Raw genomic sequence first — 25466 nt, 5'->3', positions numbered from 1 at the left:
CATGGCCCGCAAGAGCAGGAAAGCCAACAGACGCCATCCCCTGGCAACTGTCGTGCTGATTGCTATCGGCCTGGTGTTCACGGGCGGAGGGTACGCGGTCTTCTCCAGCACCACGAGTGCCCAGGCCGACACCTCCAGCGCCTCCAGCCAGTCGACCATCGACGAGGGCGAGAAGCTCTTCGCTGCCAACTGCGCCACCTGCCACGGCATGAGCCTCGAGGGAACGCCCGACGGGCCGAGCCTCATCGGCGTGGGCGCCGCATCCGTCAACTTCCAGGTCGGCACCGGCCGTATGCCGATGGCCATGCAGGGCCCGCAGGCGCTGCAGAAGCCGCCGCAGTTCACCGACGAGCAGACCGCGGCCCTCGCGGCCTACGTCGCCTCCATCTCCCCCGGCCCCGCCATCCCCGACGAGAGCCTGCTGCAGGCCGACGGCGACGCGGCGAACGGCGGCGAGCTGTTCCGCATCAACTGCGCCATGTGCCACAACGTGCACGGCGCGGGCGGTGCGCTCACCGAGGGCAAGTTCGCCCCCGAGCTCACCGGAGTGCTCGCCACGCACATCTACGAGGCCATGCTCACCGGCCCGCAGAACATGCCCGTCTTCAACGACGACAACCTCACCCCCGAAGACAAGCGCGACATCATCACGTACCTGAAGTACCTCGAGGCCAACCCGTCGCCCGGTGGCGACGAGCTCGGGTCGCTCGGTCCGGTCGCGGAGGGTCTGTTCATCTGGATCTTCGGTCTCGGCGCGATCATCGGCCTGATGGTCTGGCTCACGGCCAAGTCGAACTAGCCCCACGATCTGCGTGATCACAGGCACAGCACACCAGCAAGCTCGAAAGGGACAACAATGGCACATGACGAGGTGAGCGGCTCCACAGCCGCCTCCGATTCGTCGGCCGTCGAGACGAGTCGAGGCACATCGACCGGCACCACGGTCATTGCTTCCGACGTCGTGAACCCGGGCGAGCCGCCCCACCGTCACCGCGTCACCGACAGCGACCCCAAAGAGGGCAAGAAGGCACAGCGCACCGTCTACACGCTGTTCTACCTGTCGATCGCGGGCTCGATCTTCGCCGTCGCCGCCTACATGGCCTTCCCGATCGAAGACGGCGCCATCCACGCCATCCGCCTGAACAACATGTTCATCGGCATCGGCTGCGCGCTGGCACTGTTCGGCATCGGCCTCGCCGCCGTGCACTGGGGCAAGGCCCTCATGTACGACAAGGAGGGCATCGACGAGCGCCACCCGGTTCAGGGTTCCCCCGAGACGCGTGCCCGCGCGGTGGAGATCTTCCACCAAGCCGACCAGGAGTCTGGTTTCGGGCGCCGCACGCTCATCCGCAACTCCCTCATCGGAGCGCTCATCGCCTTCCCGCTGCCGGGCCTCGTGCTCTTCCGCGGCTGGGGCCCGCAAGACCAAGACCCGGTCGAGCTCCTCAGCCACACCATGTGGAAGAAGGGATCGCGCCTCACGCTCGACCCGAGCGGCATCCCGGTGAAGGCCTCCGACGTCACCATCGGCTCGGTGTTCCACATCATCCCCGAGGGGCTCAACGAGCGTCACGACCTGCTCGAGCAGAAGGCGAAGGCGGCCGTGCTGCTCATGCGCCTGAACCCCGACGACCTCAACATCAGCCCCGGCCGTGAGAGCTGGTCGTACGACGGCATCGTCGCGTACTCCAAGATCTGCACGCACGTCGGCTGCCCGGTCGCGCTGTACGAGCAGCAGACCCACCACCTGCTCTGCCCCTGCCACCAGTCGACCTTCGACGTGGTCAACGAGTGCGAAGTCATCTTCGGCCCGGCGAAGCGTCCGCTGCCGCAGCTGCCCATCGAGGTCGACTCCGAGGGCTACCTGGTCGCGTCGAGCGACTTCCACGAGCCCGTCGGCCCTAGTTTCTGGGAGCGTCCATGACCAACACCATCGAACGCGCGGATGCGGGGGCTGCCCCCGCCTCCAAGCCGGCTCCCAAGGGCGGTGGCTTCACCGCCGCCGCGGCGAACTACCTCGACGAGCGCACCAGCATCTCGGGTGTGGTGAAGGAGTTCGGTCGCAAGATCTTCCCCGACCACTGGTCGTTCATGCTCGGTGAGGTGGCGCTGTACAGCTTCGTCGTCATCATCCTCTCGGGCACCTTCCTCACCTTCTTCTTCCAGGCCTCGATGGTCGAGACGCACTACGACGGCGCCTGGGTGCCGCTCAAGGGCGTCGAGATGTCGTCGGCGATGGAGTCGGCGCTGCACATCTCCTTCGACGTGCGCGGCGGACTGCTGGTGCGCCAGATCCACCACTGGGCGGCGCTGCTGTTCATCGCGGCGATCGGTCTGCACATGCTGCGCGTGTTCTTCACGGGCGCGTTCCGCAAGCCGCGTGAGCTCAACTGGGTGATCGGCTTCACGCTGTTCGTGCTGGCCATGGCCGAGGGCTTCACCGGCTACTCGCTCCCCGACGACCTGCTCTCGGGCAACGGCCTCCGCATCATCGACGGCCTCATCAAGGGCATCCCGTTCATCGGCACCTGGACGTCGTTCCTGCTGTTCGGCGGCGAGTTCCCCGGCACCGACATCGTGGGGCGCTTCTACACGCTGCACATCCTGTTGCTGCCGGCGATCCTGGTGCTCTTCCTGGCGCTCCACCTGGTGTTCGTGGTCGTGCACAAGCACACCCAGTTCGCCGGGCCCGGCCGCACCGAGAAGAACGTCATCGGCTACCCGATCCTCCCGGTGTACGCCGCGAAGGCCGGCGGCTTCTTCTTCCTTGTGTTCGGTGTCATCGCGCTCATCGCGTCGTTCTTCACCATCAACCCCATCTGGAACTACGGCCCCTACGACCCGTCACCGGTGTCGGCGGGTACGCAGCCCGACTGGTACATCGGCTTCGCCGACGGCGCCCTGCGTCTCATCCCGCCGGGCTGGGAGTTCGTGTGGCTCGGTCACACCTGGTCGTTCAACATCATCGTGCCCGTGCTGGCACTGCTGGTGCTGCTCGCCCTGGTGGCCATCTACCCCTTCGTCGAGGGCTGGGTGACGGGCGACAAGCGCGAGCACCACATCCTCGACCGTCCGCGCAACGCCCCGACCCGCACCGCCATCGGTGCCGCCGGTGTCACGTTCTACGCCGGCCTGTGGGCGGCGGCCTCCTCCGACCTGGTGGCCACGCACTTCCAGCTGTCGATCGAGGGCGTCATCCACGTGGTGCAGGCCTGGGTCGTCATCGGGCCGTTCCTGGCGTACTTCATCACGAAGCGGGTCTGCCTCGGCCTCATGAAGAAAGACCGCGAGATCGTGCTGCACGGCTACGAGTCGGGCCGCATCGTGCGCCTCCCCGGTGGCGAGTACATCGAGGTGCACGAGCAGATGGACGAGCACGACCGCTGGAAGCTCGTCGACTTCGAGTCGTACGAGCCGATCATGCTGCGGCCGAACGCCAAGGGCAAGATCACGGGAAGCATGCGTCTGCGCGCCGCCTTCTCCCGCTGGTTCTTCGAAGACCGCATCGCCCCCGTCTCGCAGGCGGAGCTCCAGGCCGGCCACGGCCACCACGGCACCCCCGCCCTCGGCGCCCACGGCGACGGCACCGACCACTCCCTGGAGAAGGGCCCCGGCCTCAAGTAGCCCGCCCCTCCCCCACCCTGAGGGCCCCGCACATCCGATGTGCGGGGCCCTCAGTCGTTCATTAGGTACCAACTGCTCATAACCCCTCGACCCGGATGCGCGCGAGGCTCGATAGACCCATCCCGTCTATCGAAAGAGACCCTCATGCTCCCGCTGTCCGTTCGTCGGCGATCCGTCTGTGCTGCGGCCGCCGGCGTGGTGCTCGCCGCCTCGACCCTCTTCATCGCCCCCGGTGCGCAGGCCGCGCCCATGCCGATCGATACGCCGATCTTCTGTCCTCCGAACATCGCGCAGATCGGCGTACCTTTCGTTCCGTCTTCGGGTGTGTATGACGAAGACGGTGGAAGCTACACCGTGTCGATCACGGGCGCTCTGCCCGCAGGTCTCGCTCTGGTCGAGCGCACGGGTCTCTCGCCGAAGATCACGGGAACGCCGACGAGACTCGGAAGCTCGACCTTCATCATCTCGCTGCTCGACCAGTACGCGCAGACGAAGCAGAAGACCTGCTTCCTCGACGTCGTGCCCGCGGGTTCGAACATCGAGCGCATCGGTGCGGTGGACCGCTATGCGGAGGCGGTCGACATCGCCTACGCGAACCTGGCGCCGGGCGCCGACCCGGTCATCTACCTCGCGAGCGGAGAGAACTTCGCCGACGCCCTGAGCGCCTCCGCCCTGGCCTCCCAGCACGGTGGTTCAGTACTCCTCACCACGCGTGACACTCTCCCGTCGAGCACGGAGGAGTACATCATGCGCCGCTCCCCTTCCCACGTCGTGGTGGTCGGCAGCGACAACACCATCAGTGAGAGCGTCGTGGCTCAACTGAGGGCTACCTCGGGCGGTTCGACCATCACCCGCATCGGGGGTGTCGATCGGTATGAGACGTCACGGATGCTCATCGACGACGCGAAGTTCGGGGCGAAAGCATCGAGTGAACTGTTCGTCGCGACCGGCACGAAGTTCCCTGACGCTCTCAGCGCGAGTCCCGCCGCGGCGACGCTTTCGGCGCCGGTGCTGCTCGTCAACGGAACCGCATCTGCACTGTCCGCCGATGAGAAAGCACTGCTCATCGCTCGCGGCGTGAAGTCGGCCACGGTGTTCGGCGGAGAAGACACCCTCTCCGCAGGACTCAAGAACGACCTCGCCGCGACGGTCGGCGCCGCCGCACGCATCGACGGGGTCGACCGGTACGCCGTCTCGGCGCATACCGTGGCGAAGTACTTCCCCGCCCCGGTGGCTCCCAGCGACACGGTCTACCTCGCGACCGGCGCGAACTTCCCCGACGCCCTCGCCGGCGGTGCACTGGCCGGGGCGAAGCACGCGCCCATCCTGCTGGTGAGCAAGAGCTGCATGACGGCCGAGGTCGCCACTGAGATCACCCGCCTCAAGCCCCACCACCTCGTGCTGCTCGGCGGCCCCAACACCCTCGATGCAACGCTCGGCACACTGCCCCTCTGCAGCTGAGGTGAACGTCTCTCCGAAAGGATGGCTGGGGTCGGCACGCCGACGAGGCGCTCAGGCCCTGGCCGCCGGGGTGGGTGCATCGCTCCTTGCCGTGCTGGTCTCAGGCTGGACGGGCGCTCCGAACGCTGAGGACGAGGGTGGTGGGGAGCCGGTGTGCCCGTACCGGCTCGCGACGGTCGGTCTGCCGGTGGCCCAGCCGGTGGAGGCGATCCCCTCCGACGGCGTCGAGGCGCTGATCACCGCCGGGGCTCTGCCTCCCGGAGTGGCGGTCAGTCGTACTGAGCGAGGACTCGAGTTCATCGGAGTGCCGACAGACGCGGGCGCGTTCGACTTCTCGATCTCACTCGATCGCCCAACCGATGCCGACCACGCTCAGGAGGCGCGATGCCTCGTAGACGTCGTGCCCCGTCCCACGGTGACGCGGCTCGCCGGTGCCGACCGGTATGAGAGCTCAGCGCGGGTCGCACGAGCGGTGGCGCCTGCCACGACTCCCCTGGCCTACATCGCGAGCGGTGAGGGCTTCGCCGACGCCCTCAGCACGACTGCCGTCGCCGCGGTGAGGAAGGCGCCGCTCCTCCTCACCACGAGCACCTCCGTGCCCACTGCTGTACTCGACCAGCTCGGCGTCCAGCGCCCCAGCACGATCGTGATCGTGGGCGGCGAGAACTCGGTCCGACCGGCGGTCGCGGCACAGCTCGCTGCACTCCCGTGGCGTCCGAGCGTGCGCCGCATCACCGGCGCCGACCGGTTCGACGTCTCACGTGCGCTGCTTCGTGACAACACGGTCGGGCTGCCCCCGTCCACGTCACCGCGCCTCTACCTGGCCAGCGGCTCAGCGTTCCCCGACGCTCTCTCCGCCTCGGTCCCGGCAGCGGTCCAGGGGACGGGGGTGCTGCTGGTCGACGGCACCGCGAGCCGCACCGACCCCGAAGACCTCGAACTCTTCCAGGCACTGGGAGTAACGGAGCTCCGCCTCGTCGGAGGCCCGGCGAGCATCAGCGACGACCTCCACGAAGACCTCAGCCATCGTGTCGCCGTCGCCCAGCGCACCGGTGGGGTCGATCGCTACGCCGTGTCACGTCGCATCAACCAGCGGACGTTCCCCCGCACGACCCCGCAGAGTCAGGTCTTCCTGGCCTCGGGAGCGAACTTCCCCGACGCGCTGACCGGTGGCGTGCTCGCGGGAGCGCGTCGTGCTCCGCTCTTCCTGGTGCGAGACTGCCTCGATCGCGAGGTGGCACTGCACCTCGGCGCCTTGGCGCCGAGCGAGATCACACTGCTCGGTGGTCCGCTCTCGCTCCCGCGATCCGTCGAAGAACTGACGATCTGCAGCTGAGCCAGCGCGCCTCCAGCGCGCACCAACGCAGAAGGCCCGCATCCCCGAAGGGGTGCGGGCCTTCTGCACGCGTGCCGCGCGTCGCGCGCAGCGCGTGCCGCGCAGGCCGGCGAGGCTCAGCGGGCGAAGTTGCCGCGGTAGTACTCGTAGACCCAGCCGACGATCGCGACGAGGGTGACCGCGGCGGCGATGAAGCAGATCCAGAAGCCGACGGCGAGGCCGAGCACGAGGAGCGCCCCACCACCCGCCAGCACGATCGGCCACCAGCTCCACGGGCTGTAGAAGCCCATCTCGGGGTCGCCGTCGTCGATGTTGGAGTCGAGGCGGTCTTCGGGCAGCTCGCCGCCCTGCGCCTTGTGCACCTTGCCGAGGTAGAAGGCGAGGAAGCCCGACAGGATCGCCGTGAGGCTGATCGCGACGGTGCCGACCCACTCGACCTCACCCTCGTACCAGATGACCGACCACACGGTGTAGGCCGTGGCGGCCAGGACCATGAAGACCGCGAGGATCCAGAAGAGATTGGTGTTGACCCTCATGGCCTTACTTCACCTGTCCTTCGGCGACGTCGTAGGTGGGAGCATCCGGAGCATCCTTCGCGGGGCCGATGCCCACGGGGATGCCGGCCTCGGGGTGGTTGAGGTCGAACGCCGGAGACTCCGAACGGATGCGCGGAATCGACGTGAAGTTGTGACGCGGCGGCGGGCACGAGGTCGCCCACTCGAGCGAGCGGCCGTAGCCCCACGGGTCGTTCACCGTCACCTTCGGCGCCTTGCGGGCCGTGACGTACACGTTCAGGAAGAACGGGATGAGCGACGCGGCGAGGATGAACGCACCGATCGTGGAGAGCTGGTTCATCCACTCGAAGCCGGGCTCCGGCTGGTAGGTCGCGTACCGGCGAGGCATGCCGATGACGCCCAGCCAGTGCTGGATGAGGAACGTCGTGTGGAAGCCGATGAACAGCAGCCAGAAGTGCCAGTAGCCGAGGCGCTCGTTGAGCATCTTGCCCGTCCACTTCGGCCACCAGAAGTAGAAGCCGGAGAACATGGCGAACACGACGGTTCCGAACACGACGTAGTGGAAGTGCGCCACCACGAAGTAGGTGTCAGAGACGTGGAAGTCGAGCGGCGGCGACGCCAGGATGACACCCGTGAGACCACCGAAGGTGAAGGTGATCAAGAAGCCGATCGCCCAGATCATGGGCGTCTCGAACGTCACCGAGCCCCGCCACATGGTGCCGACCCAGTTGAAGATCTTCACGCCCGTCGGCACCGCGATGAGCATCGTCATGAGCGCGAAGAACGGCAGCAGCACCGAGCCGGTGACGTACATGTGGTGCGCCCACACGGTGACCGACAGGGCGGCGATGGAGATCGTCGCGTAGATGAGGGTCTTGTACCCGAAGATCGGCTTGCGGCTGAACACCGGGAACACCTCGGAGACGATACCGAAGAACGGTAGCGCGATGATGTACACCTCCGGGTGCCCGAAGAACCAGAACAGGTGCTGCCAGAGCAGCACACCGCCGTTGGCCGCGTCGTAGATGTGCGCCCCGAAGACGCGGTCGGCGCCGAGGGCGAACAGCGCGGCGGCGAGCACCGGGAAGGCCATCAACACGAGGATCGACGTCACCAGGATGTTCCAGGTGAAGATCGGCATGCGGAACATGGTCATGCCGGGGGCACGCAGCGTGATGATCGTGGTGATGAAGTTCACCGCACCGAGGATGGTGCCGAAGCCCGAGAGCCCGAGGCCGAACACCCAGAGGTTTCCGCCGTCACCCGGCGTGAACGTGGTCGACGACAGCGGCGCGTAGGCGAACCAGCCGAAGGATGCTGCACCCTGCGGGGTGAGGAAGCCGGAGACCGCGATCAGCGAGCCGAAGGTGAACAGCCAGAACGCAAAGGCGTTCAGACGCGGGAACGCCACGTCGGGCGCACCGATCTGGAGCGGCATGAGCACGTTGGCGAAGCCCGCGAACAGCGGCGTCGCGAACATGAGCAGCATGATCGTGCCGTGCATCGTGAACAGCTGGTTGTACTGGTCTTTCGTCTGCAGGAGCTCGAGGCCGGGCTCGAACAGCTGGGCGCGGATGACGAGGGCCATCACGCCGCCGAGGCAGAAGAAGATGAACGAGGCGATCAGGTACATGTACCCGATGGTCTTGTGGTCGGTGGAGGTGATCCACTTCACCAGGATGTTGCCCTTGCGGCCCACCGTCTTCGAGGGGGTCGGGAGCGGTGCCGGGGCGCCGCCCGCGGGCGCCACGTCGACTGTTGCGGTCATGGTCGCGTTCCTACTCTTCCTCGTGCGCGGGCGTGCCGATGCCCGGGAGGTTCTGGTTGCGGTCGTACTCGTGCCCGAGCTGGCCTTCGTTGCCGGCGGCGCGCAGCGATGCGATGTAGTCGTCGTACTCCTGCTGGGAGACGACCTTCACGTTGAAGAGCATCATCGAGTGGTACTCACCGCAGAGCTCGGCGCACTTGCCGGTGAAGGTGCCCTCACGCTCGGGGGTGACGTACATGTAGTTGGTCTTGCCGGGCAGCATGTCCTTCTTGTACAAGAAGTCGATGACCCAGAAGGAGTGGATGACGTCGCGCGACTCGAGCTGGATCTCGACGGTCTTGCCGACGGGCAGGTAGAGCACCGGCAGCTCGGACTCCACCAGGTTGCCGTTGTCGTCGTCGGGGTTCTCCTGGCCCTGCACACCGGCGTAGTAGACGTCGTCGTCGACGTAGTTGAAGTCCCACGCCCATTGCTTGCCGAAGACCTGGATCTTCACGTCGGGGTTGGCGTAGGGCTCCTCGATCGCTGCCTGGTCGCGCGCGGTGAAGGCGAAGAAGCCGAGAACCAGGATGAGCGGCACGATCGTGTAGAAGATCTCGATCGGCATGTTGTAGCGCAGCTGGGCGGGCAGGCCGGTCTGGCCCTTGCGACGGCGGTAGACCACGATCGCCCAGATGATGAGCGCCCAGGTGACGATGCCGACGATGAGCAGGACGATCCACGAGGTGACCCAGAGGCCGATGACGCGGTCGACGTTGTTCGTCGTTCCCGGCTCGGTGGGGAGCCAGCCCTGCAGCTGCTCCTGAGTGCATCCTGCGAGAACAACGGACATTAACGCCGCGATGGGGATCGCGGCCCAGCGGAGACGTCGTCTAGAGCGCACCAGGAACCTTTCGGGAAGCTACACCTCAGTGTATTTGACCTTCTCCTAGCCTACTGTGTCGATTTCCCCGTGGATGCCACAGCCGCGCCCCGGCAGCGTGTGTTAGAGACGCGAAAAGGGCCGTCCCGGAGGGAACGGCCCTTTTCCTGAGCGGCGTGTCGCGACGCCTGTCTGCGCCGCGCCGACGGTCAGTGGAACGAGTCGCCGCAGGCGCAGCTGCCCGACGCGTTCGGGTTGTCGATGGTGAAGCCCTGCTTCTGGATGGTGTCTTCGAAGTCGATGGTGGCGCCCTCGAGGTAGGGGGTGCTCATCTTGTCGACGATGACCTCGACGCCGTCGAAGTCGACCACGCCGTCGCCGTCGAGCATGCGCTCGTCGAAGTACAGCTGGTAGATGAGACCGGAGCAGCCGCCGGGCTGCACGGCCACGCGCAGGCGCAGGTCGTCGCGGCCCTCCTGCTCGAGCAGCGTCTTGACCTTCTGGCCCGCCGCAGGGGTGATGCCCACCTTGTGCGCGGGCGCCTCGGCGGGGGCCGGGCCTGCCGCCGTGACGGACTCAGCGGTGATGGTGTCGCTCATCAGCACTCCATTTCGATCGGACGTATGCGGGAAGTCTAACTCCGGCAACCGGGAAGCCCGCTGATTCATTCCCGGTCGTTCAGGCGCGCCAGCAGGAGTGCCTGGGCGCCGATGGCCCGCTTGAACACCCCGAGGTGCAGCGACTCGTTCGGGCTGTGCGCCCGGGTGTGCGGGTCTTCGACCCCGGTGACGAGGATCTGCGCCTCGGGGAACTCGGCGACCAGCTGCGGGATGAACGGGATCGAGCCGCCGATGCCGGCCAGCACCGCGGGCCGTCCCCAGGCGTCGGCCATGGCGCGCTCGGCCTCGGCGACGGCCCACCCCGAGGTGTCGACGAGGAACGGGCTGCCGGTGTCGACCTCGTCGATCTCGACGTGGGCGCCGAACGGGGTGTGCGACCGGATGTGCCGGGTGACGGCGTCGAGGGCCTCGCGAGCATCCTGCCCCGGTGCGATGCGCACGCTCACCCTGAGCGCGACCGAGGGGATGAGCGTGTTCGACGCGTTCGCCACCGACGGCGCGTCGATGCCCGTGACGGTGAGCGAGGGCTGGTTCCAGAGCCGGGAGAGGATGCTGCCGGTTCCGACCGGGGTGACGCCCTCGAGCAGGCCCGCCTCGGCGCGCAGCGTCTCCTCGGTGTACTCGGGGGTCTCGGCGTCGCGCGTGACGAGCCCGGCGACGGCGACGGATCCGGCGTCGTCGTGGAAGCTCGCGGCGAGCCGCAGCGCGGCCATCATGGCGTCGGGCGCGGCCCCGCCGAACATGCCCGAGTGCGAGGCGTGCTCGAGCGTCGTCACGGTGAGGCGGAAGGTGACGTTGCCGCGCAGGCTCACCGTGAGCGACGGAGTGTTCTCGTCCCAGTTGTCGGAGTCGGCGACGACGATGACGTCGGCGGCGAGGCGGTCGCGGTTCTCGCGCAGGAAGTTCTGGAAGGAGCGGGAGCCGAACTCCTCCTCCCCCTCGATGAACACGGCGATGCCGAGGTCGAAGTCGGGGCCGGCCACCTCGGCCAGGGCGCGCACCGCGGCGAGGTGGGAGAGCACCCCCGCCTTGTCATCGGCGGCACCGCGCCCGTAGAGGCGGTCGCCGCGCACGGTCGGCTCGAAGGCCGGCGACTCCCAGTCGGCCTCCGCGCCGGGCGGCTGCACGTCGTGGTGGGCGTAGAGCAGCACGGTGGGGCGGCCGTTCTTGGCCGGGCGCGTGGCGAGAACGGCGGGCTGCCCCTCTTCACCCGTCGCGGTGGTCGAGCGGCGCACGTCGACGCTCTCGAACAGCCCGGTCTCGCGGAACAGGGTCGCCACGGCGTCGGCGCTGGCCGCCACGTGCGCGGGGTCGAAGGCCGACCACGACACCGAAGGGATGCGCACGAGACCCGCCAGCTCGGCGATCGACGACGGCAGGGCAGCCTCGACCGCCGCGAGCACCGCCGCGTCGCGGGGGCTCGGCGCTGTTTCCTGGGAGAACGGGGAATCGGTGGGACCAGTCATGCAGGTAATCTTAAGAGAACGACGAACGAGGACACCGTGGCCAAGAAATCCAGCACCCCCGAACCCGTGATCGAGACTCCCGAGGAGCCTGTGGTCGGCAAGGGGCACGCCACCCCCACGCGCAAGGAGCGTGAGGCCGCCAACCAGCGCCCGCTCGTCCCCACCGACCGCAAGCTCGCATCGAAGGAGGCGCGCGCGAAGATGCAGGTGCAGCGCGACCGTGCCCGGGTGGGCATGGCCAACGGCGAGGAGAAGTACCTCCCGATGCGCGACAAGGGGGTACAGCGCCGGTACATCCGCGACTACGTCGACGCGCGGTTCAACCTCGGGGAGTTCCTCATCCCCGCCATGTTCGTGGTCATCCTGCTGACGCTCGTTCCGGCTCCCGAGGTGCAGGCGGGCGTGATGCTCGGCCTCTACGCCTTCGTAGTGCTCGTCATCGCCGACTGTGTCTTCCTCGGCTGGCGGCTCATGCGCAAGCTCCGCGAGAAGTTCGGCGCCGACAAGCTCGAACGGGGTCTGCGGTGGTACGCCACCATGCGGGCGCTGCAGTTCCGGCGCCTCCGCCTGCCGAAGCCGCAGGTGAAGCGCGGCCAGTACCCGCAGTAGAGGTAGCGCTCGCGCGGGCCCGCCTCAGGCGCGCGTCTTGCGCAGCCTCGCCAGCCCGATGTTGATCGACCGCGCCCAGAACGGCCCCCGGTACAGGAACGCCGTGTACCCCTGCACCAGCGTCGCACCGGCGAGCAACCGCTGGTCGACGTCGTAGGCGGTGTCGACCCCGCCCACCGAGATGACACAGAGCTCCTCGGGCACCACGGAGCGGATGAGCTTCAGCACCGCGAGCGACCGCGCCTTGAGCGGCTCCCCCGACAGCCCACCGGCGCCCGCCGCCTCGACCGTCTCGGCCGGGCTCCGCAGCCCCTCGCGGGAGATGGTGGTGTTGGTGGCGATGATGCCGTCCAGCCCGAGTGACACCGCGAGCTCCGAGATCTTCACGACCTCGTCGTCGGTGAGGTCGGGGGCGATCTTCACCAGCAGCGGCGTGCTGCCCGCCTCGGCCTTGACTGCCGACAGCAGGGGCGCGAGCTTGTCGAGCTCCTGCAGGCCGCGGAGGCCGGGAGTGTTCGGCGAGCTCACGTTCACCACGAGGTAGTCGGCCATGGGGGCGAGAGCCCTGGCGCTCTGCAGGTAGTCGTCGATGGCGTCGTCGACCTCGACCACGCGGCTCTTGCCGATGTTCACCCCGATCACCGGCCGTGCGTGGCGCAGCGAACGCACCTTCGCCAGGCGCAACGAGGCGGCGGCGGCTCCCCCGTTGTTGAACCCCATCCGGTTGATGACGGCGCGATCGGCGACCAGCCGGAACAGCCGCGGTCGCGGGTTGCCGGGCTGCGCCCTCGCCGTGATGGTGCCCACCTCAACGTGTCCGAAGCCGAGTGCGCCGAAGCCGCGGATGCCGGCGGCGTCTTTGTCGAAGCCCGCGGCGAGGCCGAACGGGGTCGGGAAGGTGCGGCCGAGGGTCGTGACCGAGAGGTCGACGGGCGCCTTCGTGAAGCGCGAGACGAGACCGTCGAGCCGGAGCGCGGGAATCGCCTTGATCACCGTGAAGGCGAGATGGTGCGCGTCTTCCGGGTCCATCCGCGTGAGAAAGTGCCGGAAGAGGAAGTCGTACACGCCTGCCCTACTCTGTCGTGGAACCGGTCGGCGAAGCGGATGCTCGTTCCGAAGCTTCCCCGCCCGACCTGCCCTGCTCGTGCTCGACCCTCAGCAGCGTGATCGCCGCCTCGAAGTCGTCGAGCGAGTCGAAGCCCTGGTAGACGCTCGCGAAGCGCAGGTAGGCGACCTCGTCGAGCTCGCGGAGCGGCTGCAGGATGGCGAGGCCGATGTCGTTCGCCTCGATCTGCGCGGCGCCCGACAGGCGCACCGTCTCCTCGACCCGCTGGGCGAGCACCGCGAGGTCGCTGTCGGTGACGGGCCGGCCCTGGCAGGCCTTGCGCACACCGCTGACGATCTTCTCGCGACTGAACAGCTCGACCACACCGGAGCGCTTGATGACGCTGAGCGACGCGGTCTCGGTGGTGCTGAACCGCCGGCCGCAGTCGGGGCACTGGCGGCGGCGACGGATGGCCAGGCCGTCGTCGGTGGTGCGCGAGTCGACGACGCGGGAGTCGGGGTAGCGGCAGTAAGGGCAGAACATGGCCCCTCCAGGCTACCCTGCCGCGGCCTCCCGGATGAGCTCGGCGAGCACCTCGCGGTCGACGGCGTCGAGGCGCTTGAGGTAGAGACAGCCCTTGCCCGTGGAGTGCGGGCCGAGCGATCCCAGGCGCGGGTCGGGCCCCTCGTCGTCGGAGTGCACGCCGTAGAGGGTGAGCGCCGCCTTGCGCGGCGAGAAGCCCACGAGGAACCAGGGGTGGGTGCCGCTCGTGGTGGTGTAGCTGCCGTCGCCAAAGCCCACGATCGACGGCCCCCACAGCCGCGCGGTGAGCCCGGTGGTGCTCTCGATGAGCGCGCGGAGCTCGTGCCCCTCCGCGCGCCGACGCGCGTCGGGCACCGCGTCGAGGAAGGCGGTGACGTCGGCGTCGGAGGGGGTCGTCTTGAGCCCGGCCATGCGCTGCGTCAGCTGTCGAGCGGGCGGAAACGGGCGGTGACGGCCTCGCCGTGGGCGGGGAGGTTCTCGGCGTCGGCGAGGGCGACGATGCGGTCGGCGACGGCGCGCAGGGCGCCCTCGTCGTAGCGGATGATCTGCTGCGGACGCAGGAAGGTGTAGGCACCGAGGCCCGAGGAGAAGCGCGACTGGCCGCCGGTGGGCAGCACGTGGTTCGACCCGGCCAGGTAGTCGCCGAGGCTCACCGGCGAGTACCCGCCCACGAAGACGGCGCCGGCGTTGTGGATGAGCGCGAGCGTCGCCTCGGTGTCGGCGGTCTGCAGTTCGAGGTGCTCGGGGCCGTACACGTTGCTCACGGCGGCCGCGGCCTCGAGCGAGTCGACGAGCACGATCGCCGACTGCGGTCCGTCGAGGGCGATCGCCACCCGCTCGGCGTGCCGCGTCGACGCGGCCGCCTCGGCCAGCACGGCCGTCACGCGCTCGGCCATGGCGGGCGAGTCGGTGACGAGCACCGCGGCGGCGAGCTCGTCGTGCTCGGCCTGGCTCACCAGGTCGGCGGCCACGAACCCGGCGTCGGCGCTGTCGTCGGCGATGACGAGGATCTCGGTGGGCCCGGCCTCGGAGTCGATGCCGACGACCCCGCGCACGATGCGCTTCGCCGCGGCGACGAACACGTTGCCGGGGCCGGTGATGACCTCCACGGGCTCGAGCCCGAGCTCGGGAACCCCGTAGGCCAGCGCACCCACGGCCCCGGCGCCGCCCATGGCGTACACCTCGGTGAGGCCGAGGAGGCCCGCGGCGGCGAGGATGGTGGGGTGCACCGAGCCGCCGAACTCGCTCTGCGGGGGCGAGACGAGGGCGATGGAGCCCACACCCGCGAGCTGGGCGGGCACCGCGTTCATGACGACGCTCGACGGGTAGACCGCCTTGCCGCCGGGAACGTAGAGCCCGACACGCTCCACCGGGTGCCAGCGCTGCTCGACCAGCGCACCGTCGTCGAGTGTGGTGACCCGAGCATCCGGAATCTGGGCGGCGGTGGCCAGGCGCACCCGTGCGATGGTCTCTTCGAGGGCCGAGCGCACGGCCGGGTCGAGGGCCTCGACGGCGGCGTCGATGGCCGCCTGCGGCACCCGCACGTGCTCGGGCACCACCCGGTCGAAGCGCTCGGCCTGCTCGCGCAGGGCGTCGAGGCCGCGCGTGCGCACCGCCTCCACGAGCTCGGCGGCGGCGGTGGCCGCGACGGTGACGTCGGTGGCGGCGCGCGGAACGAGGGCTCCGAGCTCGGCACGGGTGGGGGTCTGACCGCGGAGGTCGATGGTCTGGATCATGGCGGTTCCAGCCTACCGAGCGCTGTCGCCGCGGGGAGCCTTCGGGCACACTGGATCGAGGCACAGGCGAGAGGACAACACCCATGAACGACCGAGACCGGTTCTCGCCGAACGACGACTGGGACTTCGAGATCCGCACCGTGCTGGGTGGCGCGGTGGAGGGAGCGTCGGAGCCGGGCGAAGTGCTGGCGGCGACCGCCGGCATCCGCAAAGGCGACCACGAGGCCTGGTATGTGGCGTGGGCCTCGCTCGGCGACCGGGTCTCCGAGATCGCCGACCAGGCGGCGGCGGGGGGTCACCGGGTGAGCGCCGCCGAGGCGTACCTCCGGGCCTCGCACTACTACGCCGTCGCGGTGAACGCGGTGAGCTCACTGCCCGACTCCGACCGGCTCGCGCCCACCTTCGGGCGGCAGCGCCGGGCGTGGGAGTCGTTCGTCGACAACACGCCGGTGCAGGTCGAGCGCGTCGGTATCCCCTACGAGAATGCCTCACTGCCCGGTTTCCTGTTCCGCCCCGGCGCGGCCGGCGGAGCGACGGTCGTGGCGGTCAACGGCAGCGACGGCTCGCTCGCCTCGCTCTGGGCGAGCTGCGTGTCGCCGGCGCTCCGCCGGGGTTACACGGTGCTCGTCTTCGACGGACCGGGCCAGCAGACGCAGCTGTTCGACCGGGGAGTGCCGTTCCGGCCCGACTGGGAGAACGTGCTCACCCCGGTCTACGACTTCGTGGCGGCACAGCCCGGCGTCGACCCGGCCCGCATCGGCCTGTACGGCATCAGCCAGGGCGGCTACTGGGTGGCGCGGGCGCTCGCCTTCGAGCACCGCTTCGCCGCCGCCGTCACCGACCCCGGAGTCGTCGACGTCTCCACCTCGTGGACCTCGCACCTCCCGTCGTCGCTGCTGAAGCTGCTCGATCGCGGCGAGAACGAGAAGTTCGACAAGGAGATGGCGTTGGGGCTGAAGCTGAGCCCAGACACGGCGCGCACCTGGCAGTTCCGGGCGCGCCCCTACGGCACCGCCCCCGGCGCCTACGCCGAGACCATCGAGGCCGTGCGCCGCTACGCACTCGGCGACCTCGCCGCCCGCATCACCACGCCGCTGCTCATCACCGACCCCGAGGGCGAGCAGTTCTGGCCCGGGCAGTCAGAGCGGCTCGCTGCGCTGACCGAGAGCGTGTCGACCCTCGTGCACTTCACGGCGGCGGAGGGCGCCTCGGGCCACTGCCAGCCACTCGCTCGCACCCTCACCGCCCAGCGCATGTTCGACTGGATGGACGAGCGGATGCGCGTCGGGCAGAACTGACACGGGGCGGGACCCCGTCTCCGGGGCGTTCAGAAACGCACACGTCGCGGCCTCCGAGCCCTCTACGGGGACGGATGCCGCGACGTTTGCGTTTTCGAACGCTACGGGATCGGCGAGCCCACGCGGTAGGCGAGTTCGGGGCCGGGGGCGGCGGCGAGCTCGGCCGCGATGGCGCGCATCCGTTCCCCGCCGCGCCAGCCGGCGACGCCGCCACCGCTGGCGCCGCCCCCGACAGCTGCGTCGCCCGTGATCGTGCGGAGCGCCGCCGCGAGTTCGGGCACCGTCGCCGTGTTCGGGTCGAGCGCGACGCCCACGCCGGCGCGCTCGAGGGCGGCCGCCCCCGCGAACTGGTCGGTGGAGAACGGGAGCACGACGAGGGGTACGCCGAAGGTCGCGGCCTCGGTGACGCTGTTGTTGCCGCCGTGGGTCACGGCCGCGGCCGCCGACCTGAGCAGGGTGACCTGCGGCAGGAACTCGCGCACGAGCCAGCTGTCGGGCACGGAGCCGAGGCGAGCCGGGTCGCCCGAGCCCGTCGCGATCGCGGCGCGCAGCCCGGCCTCGCGGAGGGCGTCGGCGACCCGGGCGAGCACGTCGTCGCGCACCGAGAGGAAGCTGCCGAAGCTCACGTAGACGAACGGCTCGTCGGAGGAGGCGATCCAGCGCTCCACCTCGACGTCGCCGCCGTCGTCGCGCGGCGTCGAGCCGAGGTAGCGGTGAGGCGGCAGGAAGGCGGCCCGCGACGGGTCGGCGAGTGCGGCCGGGTAGTTGAACAGCAGCGACTCCCCCGTCTCGGAGAACGCCGACGGCGACGGGGTGGCGAGGGGGTCGAGCTCGGCGAGGGCGGTGTTCCACTCCCGGGTGAACGACTCGCTCACCCGCAGGCACAGCTCGCGCAGGCGCTCGACCTCCTCGGCGGGCGGCGTGAAGCACGCGGGCCAGGCGCTCGGCAGTCCGTAGAGCTCGTCGCCGACGGGAAGGGCTGAGGGGTGGCCGAGCACCACGTCGGTGTACGGGATGCGCGCGGCCTGCAGACCGAGGCGCGCACTGAACGCGAGGTGGTCGACGAGGATGGTGTCGGGCTGCACGGCGTCGACCACGGCGACGGTCTCCCGCGCCTTCTGCACCGGCTGCCACATGAGGTCGGTGAGCCGCTGCTCGGCCTGGTAGCGGAGGGTCGGGATCATGCCGCGGCGGGTCGCCTCGAAGAAGCCCCGCAGCGAGGCACCCTCGTCGCGCGGCTGCTCCTCGGCCCTGATGACGCCGGGGTTGGAGCCGCGCCCGAGTTGGAGGTGCTCCCGGCGGGCGCCGGCCTTCGCGACGATGGCCTCCGTCGACTCGCCCGTCGCCACGACCACCTCCTCCCCGCGCTCGAGCCACGCCCCGGCGAGGGTGACGAGCGGCAGGAGATGCGACGCGTAGTCGGGGCTGATGACCAGCACGCTCATGCGGTGACCGCCCGGTCGGTGGCGGCGCTCTCGCGGTGCACACCCGCGTAGACCGACTCCAGGGAGCGTGCCATGGCCTGGATGGTGAAGCTCGCCTCGACGACCGCGCGGGAACGGGCTGCTCGCGCGGGGGCCTCGCCCGGGGCGCCGGCGGTGTCGATCGCCGACTCGATCGCCGCGGTGAGTGCGGCGCCGTCCCAGGTCTGAGTGAGCAGACCGGTGCGGCCGCGCTCCACGTAGGTCGCCGGGCCGCCGCCGTCGGGCGCGACCACGAACAGTCCCGTGGCCATGGCCTCGAGCAGGGCGATGCCGAATTCCTCCTTCAGGCTGCCGCAGACGTAGACGCCGTCGGGGGCGGTGAGGCCCGGGAGGCCGGTGCGTGCGGCCGCCATCCAGCGGGCCGCCGTGTCGTTCGGCTGATGACCCGAGAGGATGAGCCCGCGCTCGGCCCGCAGCCCCGCGGGCACGACCGCCTCGATGGCGTCGAGCTGCTGCTGCTCGGCGGCGGAGGGGTGCCGCAGGTCGCCCCCGACGAGCAGGAGGTTCGCACGCTCGGCGGCGCTGCTGCTCTGCCAGGCGGAGACGATGGCCGCCATGCCCTTCACCTGGTGGAAGCGGCCGACGCTGACGACGAGCGGGAGCCCGCGCCGGTGCTCAGGCAGAGCCTCGACGAGCGTGCGCAGCGCCGCGAGTTCGGCGCCGGGCGCGGCACCCTCGCGGTGGGCGGTCGCGTCGGCGAGGGCGGCGTCGACCACGTCGAGGTCGATTCCCTCGGGAACCACCGTGTGCCGCTCGGGGTGCGAGTCGATGTCGATGCCGACGAGGGCGCGCATGTCGCGCCGCAGCTGCGGGCGCGGGAAGAGCACGGTGTGGTGGGCGTTCGAGGCGAGGCGCTGCACCAGCCGGGCGCGGAACCAGAAGTGCTCGCGCTCGTCGGCCGCGCCGAAGCTCTGCCGGGTGAGGGTGCCGGCCGAGTCCATCGACTGGATGACGGCGTGCGGGTCGGGCGCCACCGTGAACACCACGGGGATGTCGAGCTCGCGGGCCACGTCGCTCGCGGCGAGGCTCCCGACCTCCGCCATGCGCAGGTGCAGCACGTCGACGCTGCCGGCGGCACGAAGCACCCGACGGATGCCGCGGCGGGCGGCCACCCGCTGCGGCCAGGCCGCCGCGCTGCTCACGGGAGGGGTGAGCGACGGGATGCGGCCGTAGAGGTGACCGGTCGAGCGACCCGCCACGTCGACGACGCTGTCGATCGCGTCGCCCACCGAGCCGCGCGAGAGCGTGACGACACGCTTCACATCAGCGGATGCTCCTGCCGCCCCGGCCCCGGCACGGCCGCCGTCGCGCACCAGCGCGTCGCCGAGGCGCACGAGCAGGGTGGCGACGCCGCCGTTGTCGCCGCTGCCGGCAGCCGTGAGGCCGGCGTCGATGTCGGCGTGCAGGAAGAGCTGGGCCACGGTGAGGCCCTCACCCGCGGCGCTGCGCTGCACGCTCCCGCCCGCGAGGTCGATGAGGCCGAGCCGGGCGATGTCACGCAGCGGGCCGTCGCCGCGGGCGAGCTCGTCGAGCTTCTCGGCGGCGGCGCTGTCGCCCCGCCGCTGGCCGAGGGCCGCCACGGCCGCGGTGCGCACGAGGAGGTGTTCGCCCTCGTCGCCCGCCGCGGCGTGCAGGCGGCGCGACGGGCCGGCGCCGCGTACCAGGCCGAGGGTCTCCATCAGGCGGTAGCGCGCATCCGGGTCGTCGACGCCGAGGAGGGCGCCCTCGAGACCGATGGCCACGTGCTCGGGGGCGGTCTGCGCCCACTGCTCGAGGGTGCGCTGCGCGATCATGCCGCCGAAGCCGCCGTCGAGCACGAGGCCGATGAGCCGGCCGACGGCGTCGAAGTGCGGGAGGTGGGCGCCGAGCACCCAGGCCGCGTGCTCGCGGAGGAAGGCGCGCTCGTTCGAGAGCAAGGTGGTGAGCACTCGATCGGCGTCGTCGTCGTGAATCTGACCGAAGGCGTGCACGGCGGCGATGGCGGTGACGTCGTCGTCGCCCTCGAGGGCGCCGGAGAGGATGCGCAGGGTGCGGAGGCCGGGCTCCCGGCTGGCCTCGAAGGCGAGCTCGTCGGCTAACCGCATGGCCTCGACGATGCGGTCGGCGTCGCGCACGCCGTCGAGGGAGGTCTGGATGCCCATGGGCTCGCCTTTGCTGTCGGGTGGTTCGTCTCCGGAGGGTTCCGTTGAGACCCACTCACGACTCTAGATTGTCTAGCCATAAAGTCGCCTAAACATTTTTCGAACTCACGGCGCTCTACGATGTGGGCATGACCGCTCAGCCCCCCGCTCCGGCCTCCACCTGGATGGAGCACCGCCGTGGCCTCGACCGCGAACTCGTCGGCTGGATGCGCCCCGACGGCGACGGGTTCGTCGCCATCGACCTGCTCGGCCGGCCGGTCACCGACGCGGTCGACTGGTTCGACGCCGAGACCGCGCTCGACGAGCGGGGCCTCGGGTACCTCGCCGACCCCTACGAGCTGAGACTCGACAGCGGGCACTGGCTGCGCGTGCGTCTCGTCGAGGTCACGCCCCAAACCGTGCGCGTGAAACAGGAGGACTGGGGCGACATCAACGCCACCCAGGTCTACCACTCCGTCCCGTTCCCGGTCTCCCCCGAGGTGCTGCGCCCCTTCCGCGCGGGCTGAGCGGCTACCCCGCGAACGACCGGAGCGCCCGCACGTAGCGCAGCGGATCGTGGCGAGTCGACTCCGTGACGAGCAGCGCCGAAGCGCCGAGTCGCCGCGTGAAGTCGCCGCGGCACGGGATGAGCACGATCTTCTCGAGCCCTGCCTTCCACGCCGGCACCAGGGCGGGGAGCGCGACCCACTCGGGCGTCTCCTCGTAGAGGAGCGGTCGCCGCAGGTTCACGGTCTGACGGTGGGCGTGCTGCCACGCCTCCCACGAGGAGGCGGCGTCTGTCGAAGTGAAGGCGGAGTCACCGAAGCTCTCGCGCAAGTTCGGCCCGTCGATGAGGGCGAGCGCGTCGTCGAAGCCCACCGACTCGTCGGCTGCGGCGAGGGCTGCGCCGCGCATCCGCTCTGCCTGGTCGGGGCCGACGACGTGGGCGATGCGGTCGAGGGCTGCGCGCCAGAGCACCGGCCAGGCCGATGCCCACGCCGCGGGTGCCGAGGCGTCGGCGGGGGCGAGCCGGGCGGGACCGTGGGTGAGCAGAGGCGGCAGGTCGTCGCCGTGCACGTCGAGCCCCCATGCCTCTCGCACCCACAGCAGCTCGTGGAGGGCGCTCGGGAAGTCGTCGATGGAGAGCACCATCTCGTGCGGCCACGGGTTGCCGGGCACCGGATCGCTCGATCGCACGACGACCTCGATCCCGGCTACGCCAGGCAGTTCGGGCCGAGCAGCGACTTCAGTTCGCCGAACAGGTCGGCGGTGACCGACACCGGGTACGGCACCTCGAACACCCGCACGTTGTCGTTTTTGATGAGCTTCAGCCGCACCTCGGTGTCGCCGGAATGCCTGATGAGCACGTCGTTGAGCGCCTGCACGGTGTCGGTGGTGGCTTTGAACTCCGCCAAGGAGATGTGCAGCGGGCCCGACGAGCCGGCCGTGCCGAGGGCGGGCTGGAACAGGCTGAAGGCGTGGAGGTTCATGCCGTCGTCGCGCAGCGAAACCCGCCCGCGCACCACCACGATGGAGTCGTTCGAGAGGGCGGGGCCGAACTCCTGGTAGGTCTTGCCCATGAACATCGCGGTGATCTCGCCGGCGAAGTCCTCGACCGTGATCATGCCGTACTGGTTGCCCGAGTTCTTCGCGGTGCGGTGCTGCACCGAGGTGATGAGGCCCGCGATGGTGACCTGGTCGCCGTCGTTCACGTGCTCGCTCGAGAGCAGGTCGAGAATCGTCGTCGAGGCGTGCTTCGCGAGCTCCACCTCGAGACCGGCGAGCGGATGATCGGAGACGTACAGTCCCAGCATGTCGCGTTCGAAGGCCAGCTTGTCGCGCTTGGCCCACTCGGGTCGTGCGGGGATGTCGTGAACCTCTTCGGGCGCATCCCACAGCGAGTCGAAGTCGAAGCCGACCTGGCCGTTGGCCTCGTTGCGCTTCTCCGAGACGGCGTTGTCGATCATCGCCTCGTGCACCTCCATGAGGGCACGGCGGGTGGCGCCGAGCGAGTCGAAGGCACCCGCCTTGATGAGCGACTCGATGGTGCGCTTGTTGGTGGCGCCGAGCGGGATCTTCTTGAGGAAGTCGCCGAAGGAGGTGAAGGCGCCCTTCTCCTCACGGGCGCCGCGGATGAGCTCGACCACGTTCATCCCGACGTTGCGCACAGCCCCCAGCCCGAACCTGATGTCGGGGCCGACGGCGGTGAAGAAGCCGATCGATGAGTTCACGTCGGGGGGCAGCACCTTGATGCCCATGCGGCGGCACTCGTTGAGGTACATCGCCATCTTGTCTTTGGAGTCGCCGACGCTCGTGAGGAGCGCTGCCATGTACTCAGCGGGGTAGTGCGCCTTGAGGTAGGCGGTCCAGTAGGAGATGACGCCGTAAGCCGCGGAGTGCGCCTTGTTGAAGGCGTAGTCGGAGAAGGGGAGCAGGATGTCCCAGAGCGTCTTGACGGCGGCCTCGGAGTAGCCGTTGGCGTGCATGCCGGCGCTGAAGCCCTCGTACTGCTTGTCGAGCTCCGACTTCTTCTTCTTGCCCATCGCGCGGCGCAGCAGGTCGGCCTGGGCGAGGGTGAAGCCGGCCAGCTTCTGCGCGATCGACATCACCTGCTCCTGGTACACGATGAGGCCGTAGGTGCCGCCCAGAACGTCTTCGAGCGGCTCGGCCAGCTCGGGGTGGATGGGCGTGATGGGCTGGATCTTGTTCTTGCGCAACGCGTAGTTGGTGTGCGAGTCGGCGCCCATGGGGCCAGGCCGGTAGAGCGCGAGCACCGCCGAGATGTCTTCGAAGTTGTCGGGCTTCATCAGCCGCAACAGCCCCCGCATGGGGCCGCCGTCGAGCTGGAAGACGCCGAGGGTGTCGCCGCGGGCGAGCAGTTCGTAGGAGGGCGCGTCGTCGAGGTCGAGGTCTTCGAGCACGAGGTCTTCACCGCGGTTGGCACGGATGTTGTCGAGCGCGTCGTCGATGATGGTGAGGTTTCGAAGCCCCAGGAAGTCCATCTTGATGAGCCCGAGCGACTCCGCGGCGGGGTAGTCGAACTGGGTGACGATCTGGCCGTCCTGCTCCCGCTTCATGATCGGGATGATGTCGATCAGTGGGTCGCTCGACATGATGACGCCGGCCGCGTGAACGCCCCACTGGCGCTTCAGGTTCTCGATGCCGAGCGCGGTGTCGAACACCGTGCGCGCCTCGGGGTCGGTCTCGATGACCGTGCGGATGTCGACGGCCTCTTTGTAGCGAGGGTGGTTCTTGTCGAAGATGCCCGACAGCGGGATGTCCTTGCCCATGATGGGCGGCGGCATCGCCTTGGTGAGCTTCTCCCCCATGCTGAACGGGAAGCCGAGCACGCGCCCGGAGTCTTTCAGCGCCTGCTTGGCCTTGATGGTGCCGTAGGTGACGATCTGGGCGACGCGCTCGTCGCCGTACTTCTCGGTGACGTACTTGATGACCTCGCCGCGGCGACGGTCGTCGAAGTCGACGTCGAAGTCGGGCATGGAGACGCGGTCGGGGTTGAGGAAGCGCTCGAAGATGAGGCCGTGCACCAGCGGGTCGAGGTCGGTGATGCGCATGGCGTACGCCGCCATCGAGCCCGCACCCGATCCACGGCCCGGGCCGACGCGGATGCCGTTGCGCTTCGACCAGTTGATGAAGTCGGCGACGACGAGGAAGTAGCCCGGGAAGCCCATGCTCTTGATGACGCCCACCTCGTAGTCGGCGCGCTCGCGCACCTCCTGCGAGATGCCGTTCGGGTAGCGGAGCTTCAGCCCCTCCTCGACCTCCTTCTCGAACCAGGTCGCCTCGGTCTCCCCCTCGGGCACCGGGTAGCGGGGCATGTAGTTGGCTTTGGTGTCGAACTCGACGTTGCAGCGCTCGGCGATGAGCAGCGTGTTGTCGCAGGCGTCGGGGTAGTCGCGGAAGAGCTGCCGCATCTCTTGGGCGCTCTTGAGGTAGAACTCGTCGGCGTCGAACTTGAAGCGGTTGGGGTCGGAGAGCGTCGACCCCGACTGCACGCAGAGCAGCGCCGCGTGGCTGGTGGCGTCGTGGGCGTGCGTGTAGTGCAGGTCGTTGGTTGCGACGAGCTTGAGGTCGAGCTGCTTGGCGAGCCGGATGAGGTCGCCCATGATGCGGCGTTCGATCTCGAGACCGTGGTCCATGATCTCGCAGAAGAAGTTCTCGGCACCGAAGATGTCGCGGAAGTCGCTCGCCGCCTTGAGCGCCTCGTCGTACTGGCCGAGCCGCAGACGCGTCTGGATCTCACCCGACGGGCACCCCGTCGTGGCGATGAGGCCCTTGCCGTACTGGCTGAGCAGCTCCCTGTCCATACGGGGCTTGAAGTACTGACCCTCGATGCTCGCCTTCGAGCTCAGCCGGAACAGGTTGTGCATGCCCTCGGTGGTCTCGGAGAGCAGCGTCATGTGCGTGTACGCGCCGGCGCCCGAGACGTCGTCGCCTCCACCGTTGCCCCAGCGCACGCGGGTCTTGTCGCCGCGATGGGTTCCTGGCGTGAGGTACGCCTCGGTGCCGATGATGGGCTTGATGCCGGCCTCGGTCGCCGTGCGCCAGAAGTCGAAGGCACCGAAGACGTTGCCGTGGTCGGTGACAGCGACCGCGGGCATCCCCTGCTCCTTGGCCGCCTCGATGAGCGGCTTCACCCTCGCCGCACCGTCGAGCATGGAGTACTCGCTGTGGACGTGCAGGTGTACGAAGGAGTCGTTCGAGGGCACTGATTCTCCGGGCTGTCGCGGCTTGGGGATCAAGTCTAAACGCCCGGCGCACACCCACGCCGGCGTGTCGCAACCGTGTCCTCATTCCTCTTCCTCATCACCTGGTCCCCTTCGCAATCGCAACCCGATCCGCCCTCGCCTGCTGCGGTCATCGTTGGCAAGCGCGGAGCGCGCGGCAGCTTACGTAGGGCTGCCGCGCGCTTCGCGCTTGCCAACGGAGGGTGGGAGAACTGGAAACTAAAACGAGCTTTC

The 25466-nt window shown here is 69.3% G+C and carries 21 protein-coding genes; 8 read left to right on the top strand and 13 right to left on the bottom strand.

The features are described from left to right. Position 1: 1 nt before the first annotated feature. From qcrC to HL652_RS07050, 5 genes are all read left to right on the top strand, one after another. Entirely contained in the window at positions 2 to 799 is a 798-nt protein-coding gene (gene qcrC / locus HL652_RS07070) for a cytochrome bc1 complex diheme cytochrome c subunit (protein WP_171704678.1), read from the top strand. 57 nt (positions 800 to 856) lie between these two features. Further along, on the top strand, positions 857 to 1924 hold the full coding sequence (gene qcrA, locus HL652_RS07065; protein WP_171704677.1) for a cytochrome bc1 complex Rieske iron-sulfur subunit: 1068 nt from the start codon (positions 857 to 859) through the stop codon (positions 1922 to 1924). Continuing rightward, positions 1921 to 3624: a cytochrome bc1 complex cytochrome b subunit gene (gene qcrB / locus HL652_RS07060; RefSeq protein WP_171704676.1), complete on the top strand. Its 1704-nt coding sequence runs from the start codon at positions 1921 to 1923 to the stop codon at positions 3622 to 3624. Before qcrA ends, qcrB begins: the two co-directional genes overlap by 4 nt. Positions 3625 to 3768: 144 nt before the next feature. After that, positions 3769 to 5085, top strand: a complete 1317-nt coding sequence (locus HL652_RS07055; protein ID WP_171704675.1) for a cell wall-binding repeat-containing protein — start codon at positions 3769 to 3771, stop codon at positions 5083 to 5085. 1 nt (position 5086) lies between these two features. Then, positions 5087 to 6421 carry a cell wall-binding repeat-containing protein gene (locus HL652_RS07050; protein WP_171704674.1) on the top strand — a complete coding sequence of 445 codons (1335 nt, stop codon included), beginning with the start codon at positions 5087 to 5089 and terminating at the stop codon, positions 6419 to 6421. 116 nt (positions 6422 to 6537) lie between these two features. Here the strand turns inward: HL652_RS07050 and ctaF are convergent, their stop codons facing one another. The 5 genes from ctaF to HL652_RS07025 form a co-directional block, all read right to left on the bottom strand. Further along, positions 6538 to 6957 carry an aa3-type cytochrome oxidase subunit IV gene (gene ctaF, locus HL652_RS07045; protein ID WP_171704673.1) on the bottom strand — a complete coding sequence of 140 codons (420 nt, stop codon included), beginning with the start codon at positions 6955 to 6957 and terminating at the stop codon, positions 6538 to 6540. 4 nt (positions 6958 to 6961) lie between these two features. After that, entirely contained in the window at positions 6962 to 8704 is a 1743-nt protein-coding gene (gene ctaD, locus HL652_RS07040; RefSeq protein ID WP_253743704.1) for an aa3-type cytochrome oxidase subunit I, read from the bottom strand. A 10-nt stretch (positions 8705 to 8714) separates the two neighbouring features. Next, positions 8715 to 9587, bottom strand: a complete 873-nt coding sequence (gene ctaC / locus HL652_RS07035) for an aa3-type cytochrome oxidase subunit II (RefSeq protein ID WP_253743702.1) — start codon at positions 9585 to 9587, stop codon at positions 8715 to 8717. Between the two features lie 188 nt (positions 9588 to 9775). Then, positions 9776 to 10165: a HesB/IscA family protein gene (locus tag HL652_RS07030; protein ID WP_171704671.1), complete on the bottom strand. Its 390-nt coding sequence runs from the start codon at positions 10163 to 10165 to the stop codon at positions 9776 to 9778. Positions 10166 to 10230: 65 nt separating this feature from the next. After that, a complete protein-coding gene (locus HL652_RS07025; RefSeq protein ID WP_171704670.1) occupies positions 10231 to 11652 on the bottom strand; it encodes a dipeptidase in 1422 nt (473 codons plus the stop codon). 36 nt (positions 11653 to 11688) lie between these two features. On the opposite strand from HL652_RS07025, the gene HL652_RS07020 reads away from it, so the two are divergent. Then, a complete protein-coding gene (locus HL652_RS07020) occupies positions 11689 to 12261 on the top strand; it encodes a DUF3043 domain-containing protein (protein WP_171704669.1) in 573 nt (190 codons plus the stop codon). A 24-nt stretch (positions 12262 to 12285) separates the two neighbouring features. Here the strand turns inward: HL652_RS07020 and HL652_RS07015 are convergent, their stop codons facing one another. The 4 genes from HL652_RS07015 to hisD are packed head-to-tail and all read right to left on the bottom strand — an operon-like array spanning position 12286 to position 15585. Further along, positions 12286 to 13326, bottom strand: a complete 1041-nt coding sequence (locus tag HL652_RS07015) for a quinone-dependent dihydroorotate dehydrogenase (RefSeq protein ID WP_171704668.1) — start codon at positions 13324 to 13326, stop codon at positions 12286 to 12288. Positions 13327 to 13333: 7 nt separating this feature from the next. After that, positions 13334 to 13849, bottom strand: coding sequence for a transcriptional regulator NrdR (nrdR, locus tag HL652_RS07010; RefSeq protein WP_171704667.1), 516 nt, complete (start codon positions 13847 to 13849; stop codon positions 13334 to 13336). Positions 13850 to 13861: 12 nt separating this feature from the next. Beyond that, the gene (locus HL652_RS07005; RefSeq protein ID WP_171704666.1) at positions 13862 to 14260 is read right to left on the bottom strand and encodes a DUF1801 domain-containing protein; all 399 of its coding nucleotides are present in this window, start codon (positions 14258 to 14260) and stop codon (positions 13862 to 13864) included. An 8-nt stretch (positions 14261 to 14268) separates the two neighbouring features. Continuing rightward, the gene (gene hisD / locus HL652_RS07000) at positions 14269 to 15585 is read right to left on the bottom strand and encodes a histidinol dehydrogenase (protein ID WP_171704665.1); all 1317 of its coding nucleotides are present in this window, start codon (positions 15583 to 15585) and stop codon (positions 14269 to 14271) included. 83 nt (positions 15586 to 15668) lie between these two features. On the opposite strand from hisD, the gene HL652_RS06995 reads away from it, so the two are divergent. Continuing rightward, entirely contained in the window at positions 15669 to 16883 is a 1215-nt protein-coding gene (locus HL652_RS06995; protein WP_171704664.1) for an alpha/beta hydrolase family protein, read from the top strand. 101 nt (positions 16884 to 16984) lie between these two features. Here HL652_RS06995 and HL652_RS06990 read toward each other — a convergent pair whose 3' ends face one another. Further along, complete coding sequence (locus HL652_RS06990) at positions 16985 to 18328, bottom strand: glycosyltransferase (RefSeq protein WP_171704663.1); 1344 nt, start codon at positions 18326 to 18328, stop codon at positions 16985 to 16987. After that, on the bottom strand, positions 18325 to 20508 hold the full coding sequence (locus HL652_RS06985; RefSeq protein ID WP_171704662.1) for a glycosyltransferase: 2184 nt from the start codon (positions 20506 to 20508) through the stop codon (positions 18325 to 18327). The genes HL652_RS06990 and HL652_RS06985 overlap by 4 nt, the downstream gene beginning before the upstream one ends. Positions 20509 to 20636: 128 nt before the next feature. Between HL652_RS06985 and HL652_RS06980 the strand changes: the two genes are divergently transcribed. After that, positions 20637 to 21014 carry a hypothetical protein gene (locus HL652_RS06980; RefSeq protein ID WP_171704661.1) on the top strand — a complete coding sequence of 126 codons (378 nt, stop codon included), beginning with the start codon at positions 20637 to 20639 and terminating at the stop codon, positions 21012 to 21014. Positions 21015 to 21018: 4 nt separating this feature from the next. Here the strand turns inward: HL652_RS06980 and HL652_RS06975 are convergent, their stop codons facing one another. Together HL652_RS06975 and dnaE are read right to left on the bottom strand one after the other, a co-directional pair. Then, positions 21019 to 21684, bottom strand: coding sequence for a hypothetical protein (locus HL652_RS06975; protein ID WP_171704660.1), 666 nt, complete (start codon positions 21682 to 21684; stop codon positions 21019 to 21021). 17 nt (positions 21685 to 21701) lie between these two features. Continuing rightward, entirely contained in the window at positions 21702 to 25163 is a 3462-nt protein-coding gene (gene dnaE, locus HL652_RS06970) for a DNA polymerase III subunit alpha (RefSeq protein WP_253743837.1), read from the bottom strand. Positions 25164 to 25466 lie beyond the last annotated feature (303 nt).

The sequence above is a fragment of the Herbiconiux sp. SALV-R1 genome (assembly GCF_013113715.1).
GTDB lineage: Bacteria > Actinomycetota > Actinomycetes > Actinomycetales > Microbacteriaceae > Herbiconiux.
Note: the sequence above shows the minus strand (reverse complement) of the source record. Positions and strands in the feature narration are given on the sequence as shown.

Excerpts from the sequence above, each read along its gene's own strand:
- qcrC (WP_171704678.1), top strand. The coding sequence starts at position 2 with ATGGCCCGCAAGAGCAGGAAAGCCAACAGACGCCATCCCCTGGCAACT.
- qcrA (WP_171704677.1), top strand. The coding sequence starts at position 857 with ATGGCACATGACGAGGTGAGCGGCTCCACAGCCGCCTCCGATTCGTCG.
- qcrB (WP_171704676.1), top strand. The coding sequence starts at position 1,921 with ATGACCAACACCATCGAACGCGCGGATGCGGGGGCTGCCCCCGCCTCC.
- HL652_RS07055 (WP_171704675.1), top strand. The coding sequence starts at position 3,769 with ATGCTCCCGCTGTCCGTTCGTCGGCGATCCGTCTGTGCTGCGGCCGCC.
- ctaF (WP_171704673.1), bottom strand. The coding sequence starts at position 6,957 with ATGAGGGTCAACACCAATCTCTTCTGGATCCTCGCGGTCTTCATGGTC.
- ctaD (WP_253743704.1), bottom strand. The coding sequence starts at position 8,704 with ATGACCGCAACAGTCGACGTGGCGCCCGCGGGCGGCGCCCCGGCACCG.
- HL652_RS07030 (WP_171704671.1), bottom strand. The coding sequence starts at position 10,165 with ATGAGCGACACCATCACCGCTGAGTCCGTCACGGCGGCAGGCCCGGCC.
- HL652_RS07025 (WP_171704670.1), bottom strand. The coding sequence starts at position 11,652 with ATGACTGGTCCCACCGATTCCCCGTTCTCCCAGGAAACAGCGCCGAGC.
- nrdR (WP_171704667.1), bottom strand. The coding sequence starts at position 13,849 with ATGTTCTGCCCTTACTGCCGCTACCCCGACTCCCGCGTCGTCGACTCG.
- HL652_RS07005 (WP_171704666.1), bottom strand. The coding sequence starts at position 14,260 with ATGGCCGGGCTCAAGACGACCCCCTCCGACGCCGACGTCACCGCCTTC.
- hisD (WP_171704665.1), bottom strand. The coding sequence starts at position 15,585 with ATGATCCAGACCATCGACCTCCGCGGTCAGACCCCCACCCGTGCCGAG.
- HL652_RS06995 (WP_171704664.1), top strand. The coding sequence starts at position 15,669 with ATGAACGACCGAGACCGGTTCTCGCCGAACGACGACTGGGACTTCGAG.
- HL652_RS06990 (WP_171704663.1), bottom strand. The coding sequence starts at position 18,328 with ATGAGCGTGCTGGTCATCAGCCCCGACTACGCGTCGCATCTCCTGCCG.
- HL652_RS06985 (WP_171704662.1), bottom strand. The coding sequence starts at position 20,508 with ATGGGCATCCAGACCTCCCTCGACGGCGTGCGCGACGCCGACCGCATC.
- HL652_RS06980 (WP_171704661.1), top strand. The coding sequence starts at position 20,637 with ATGACCGCTCAGCCCCCCGCTCCGGCCTCCACCTGGATGGAGCACCGC.
- dnaE (WP_253743837.1), bottom strand. The coding sequence starts at position 25,163 with ATGCTCGACGGTGCGGCGAGGGTGAAGCCGCTCATCGAGGCGGCCAAG.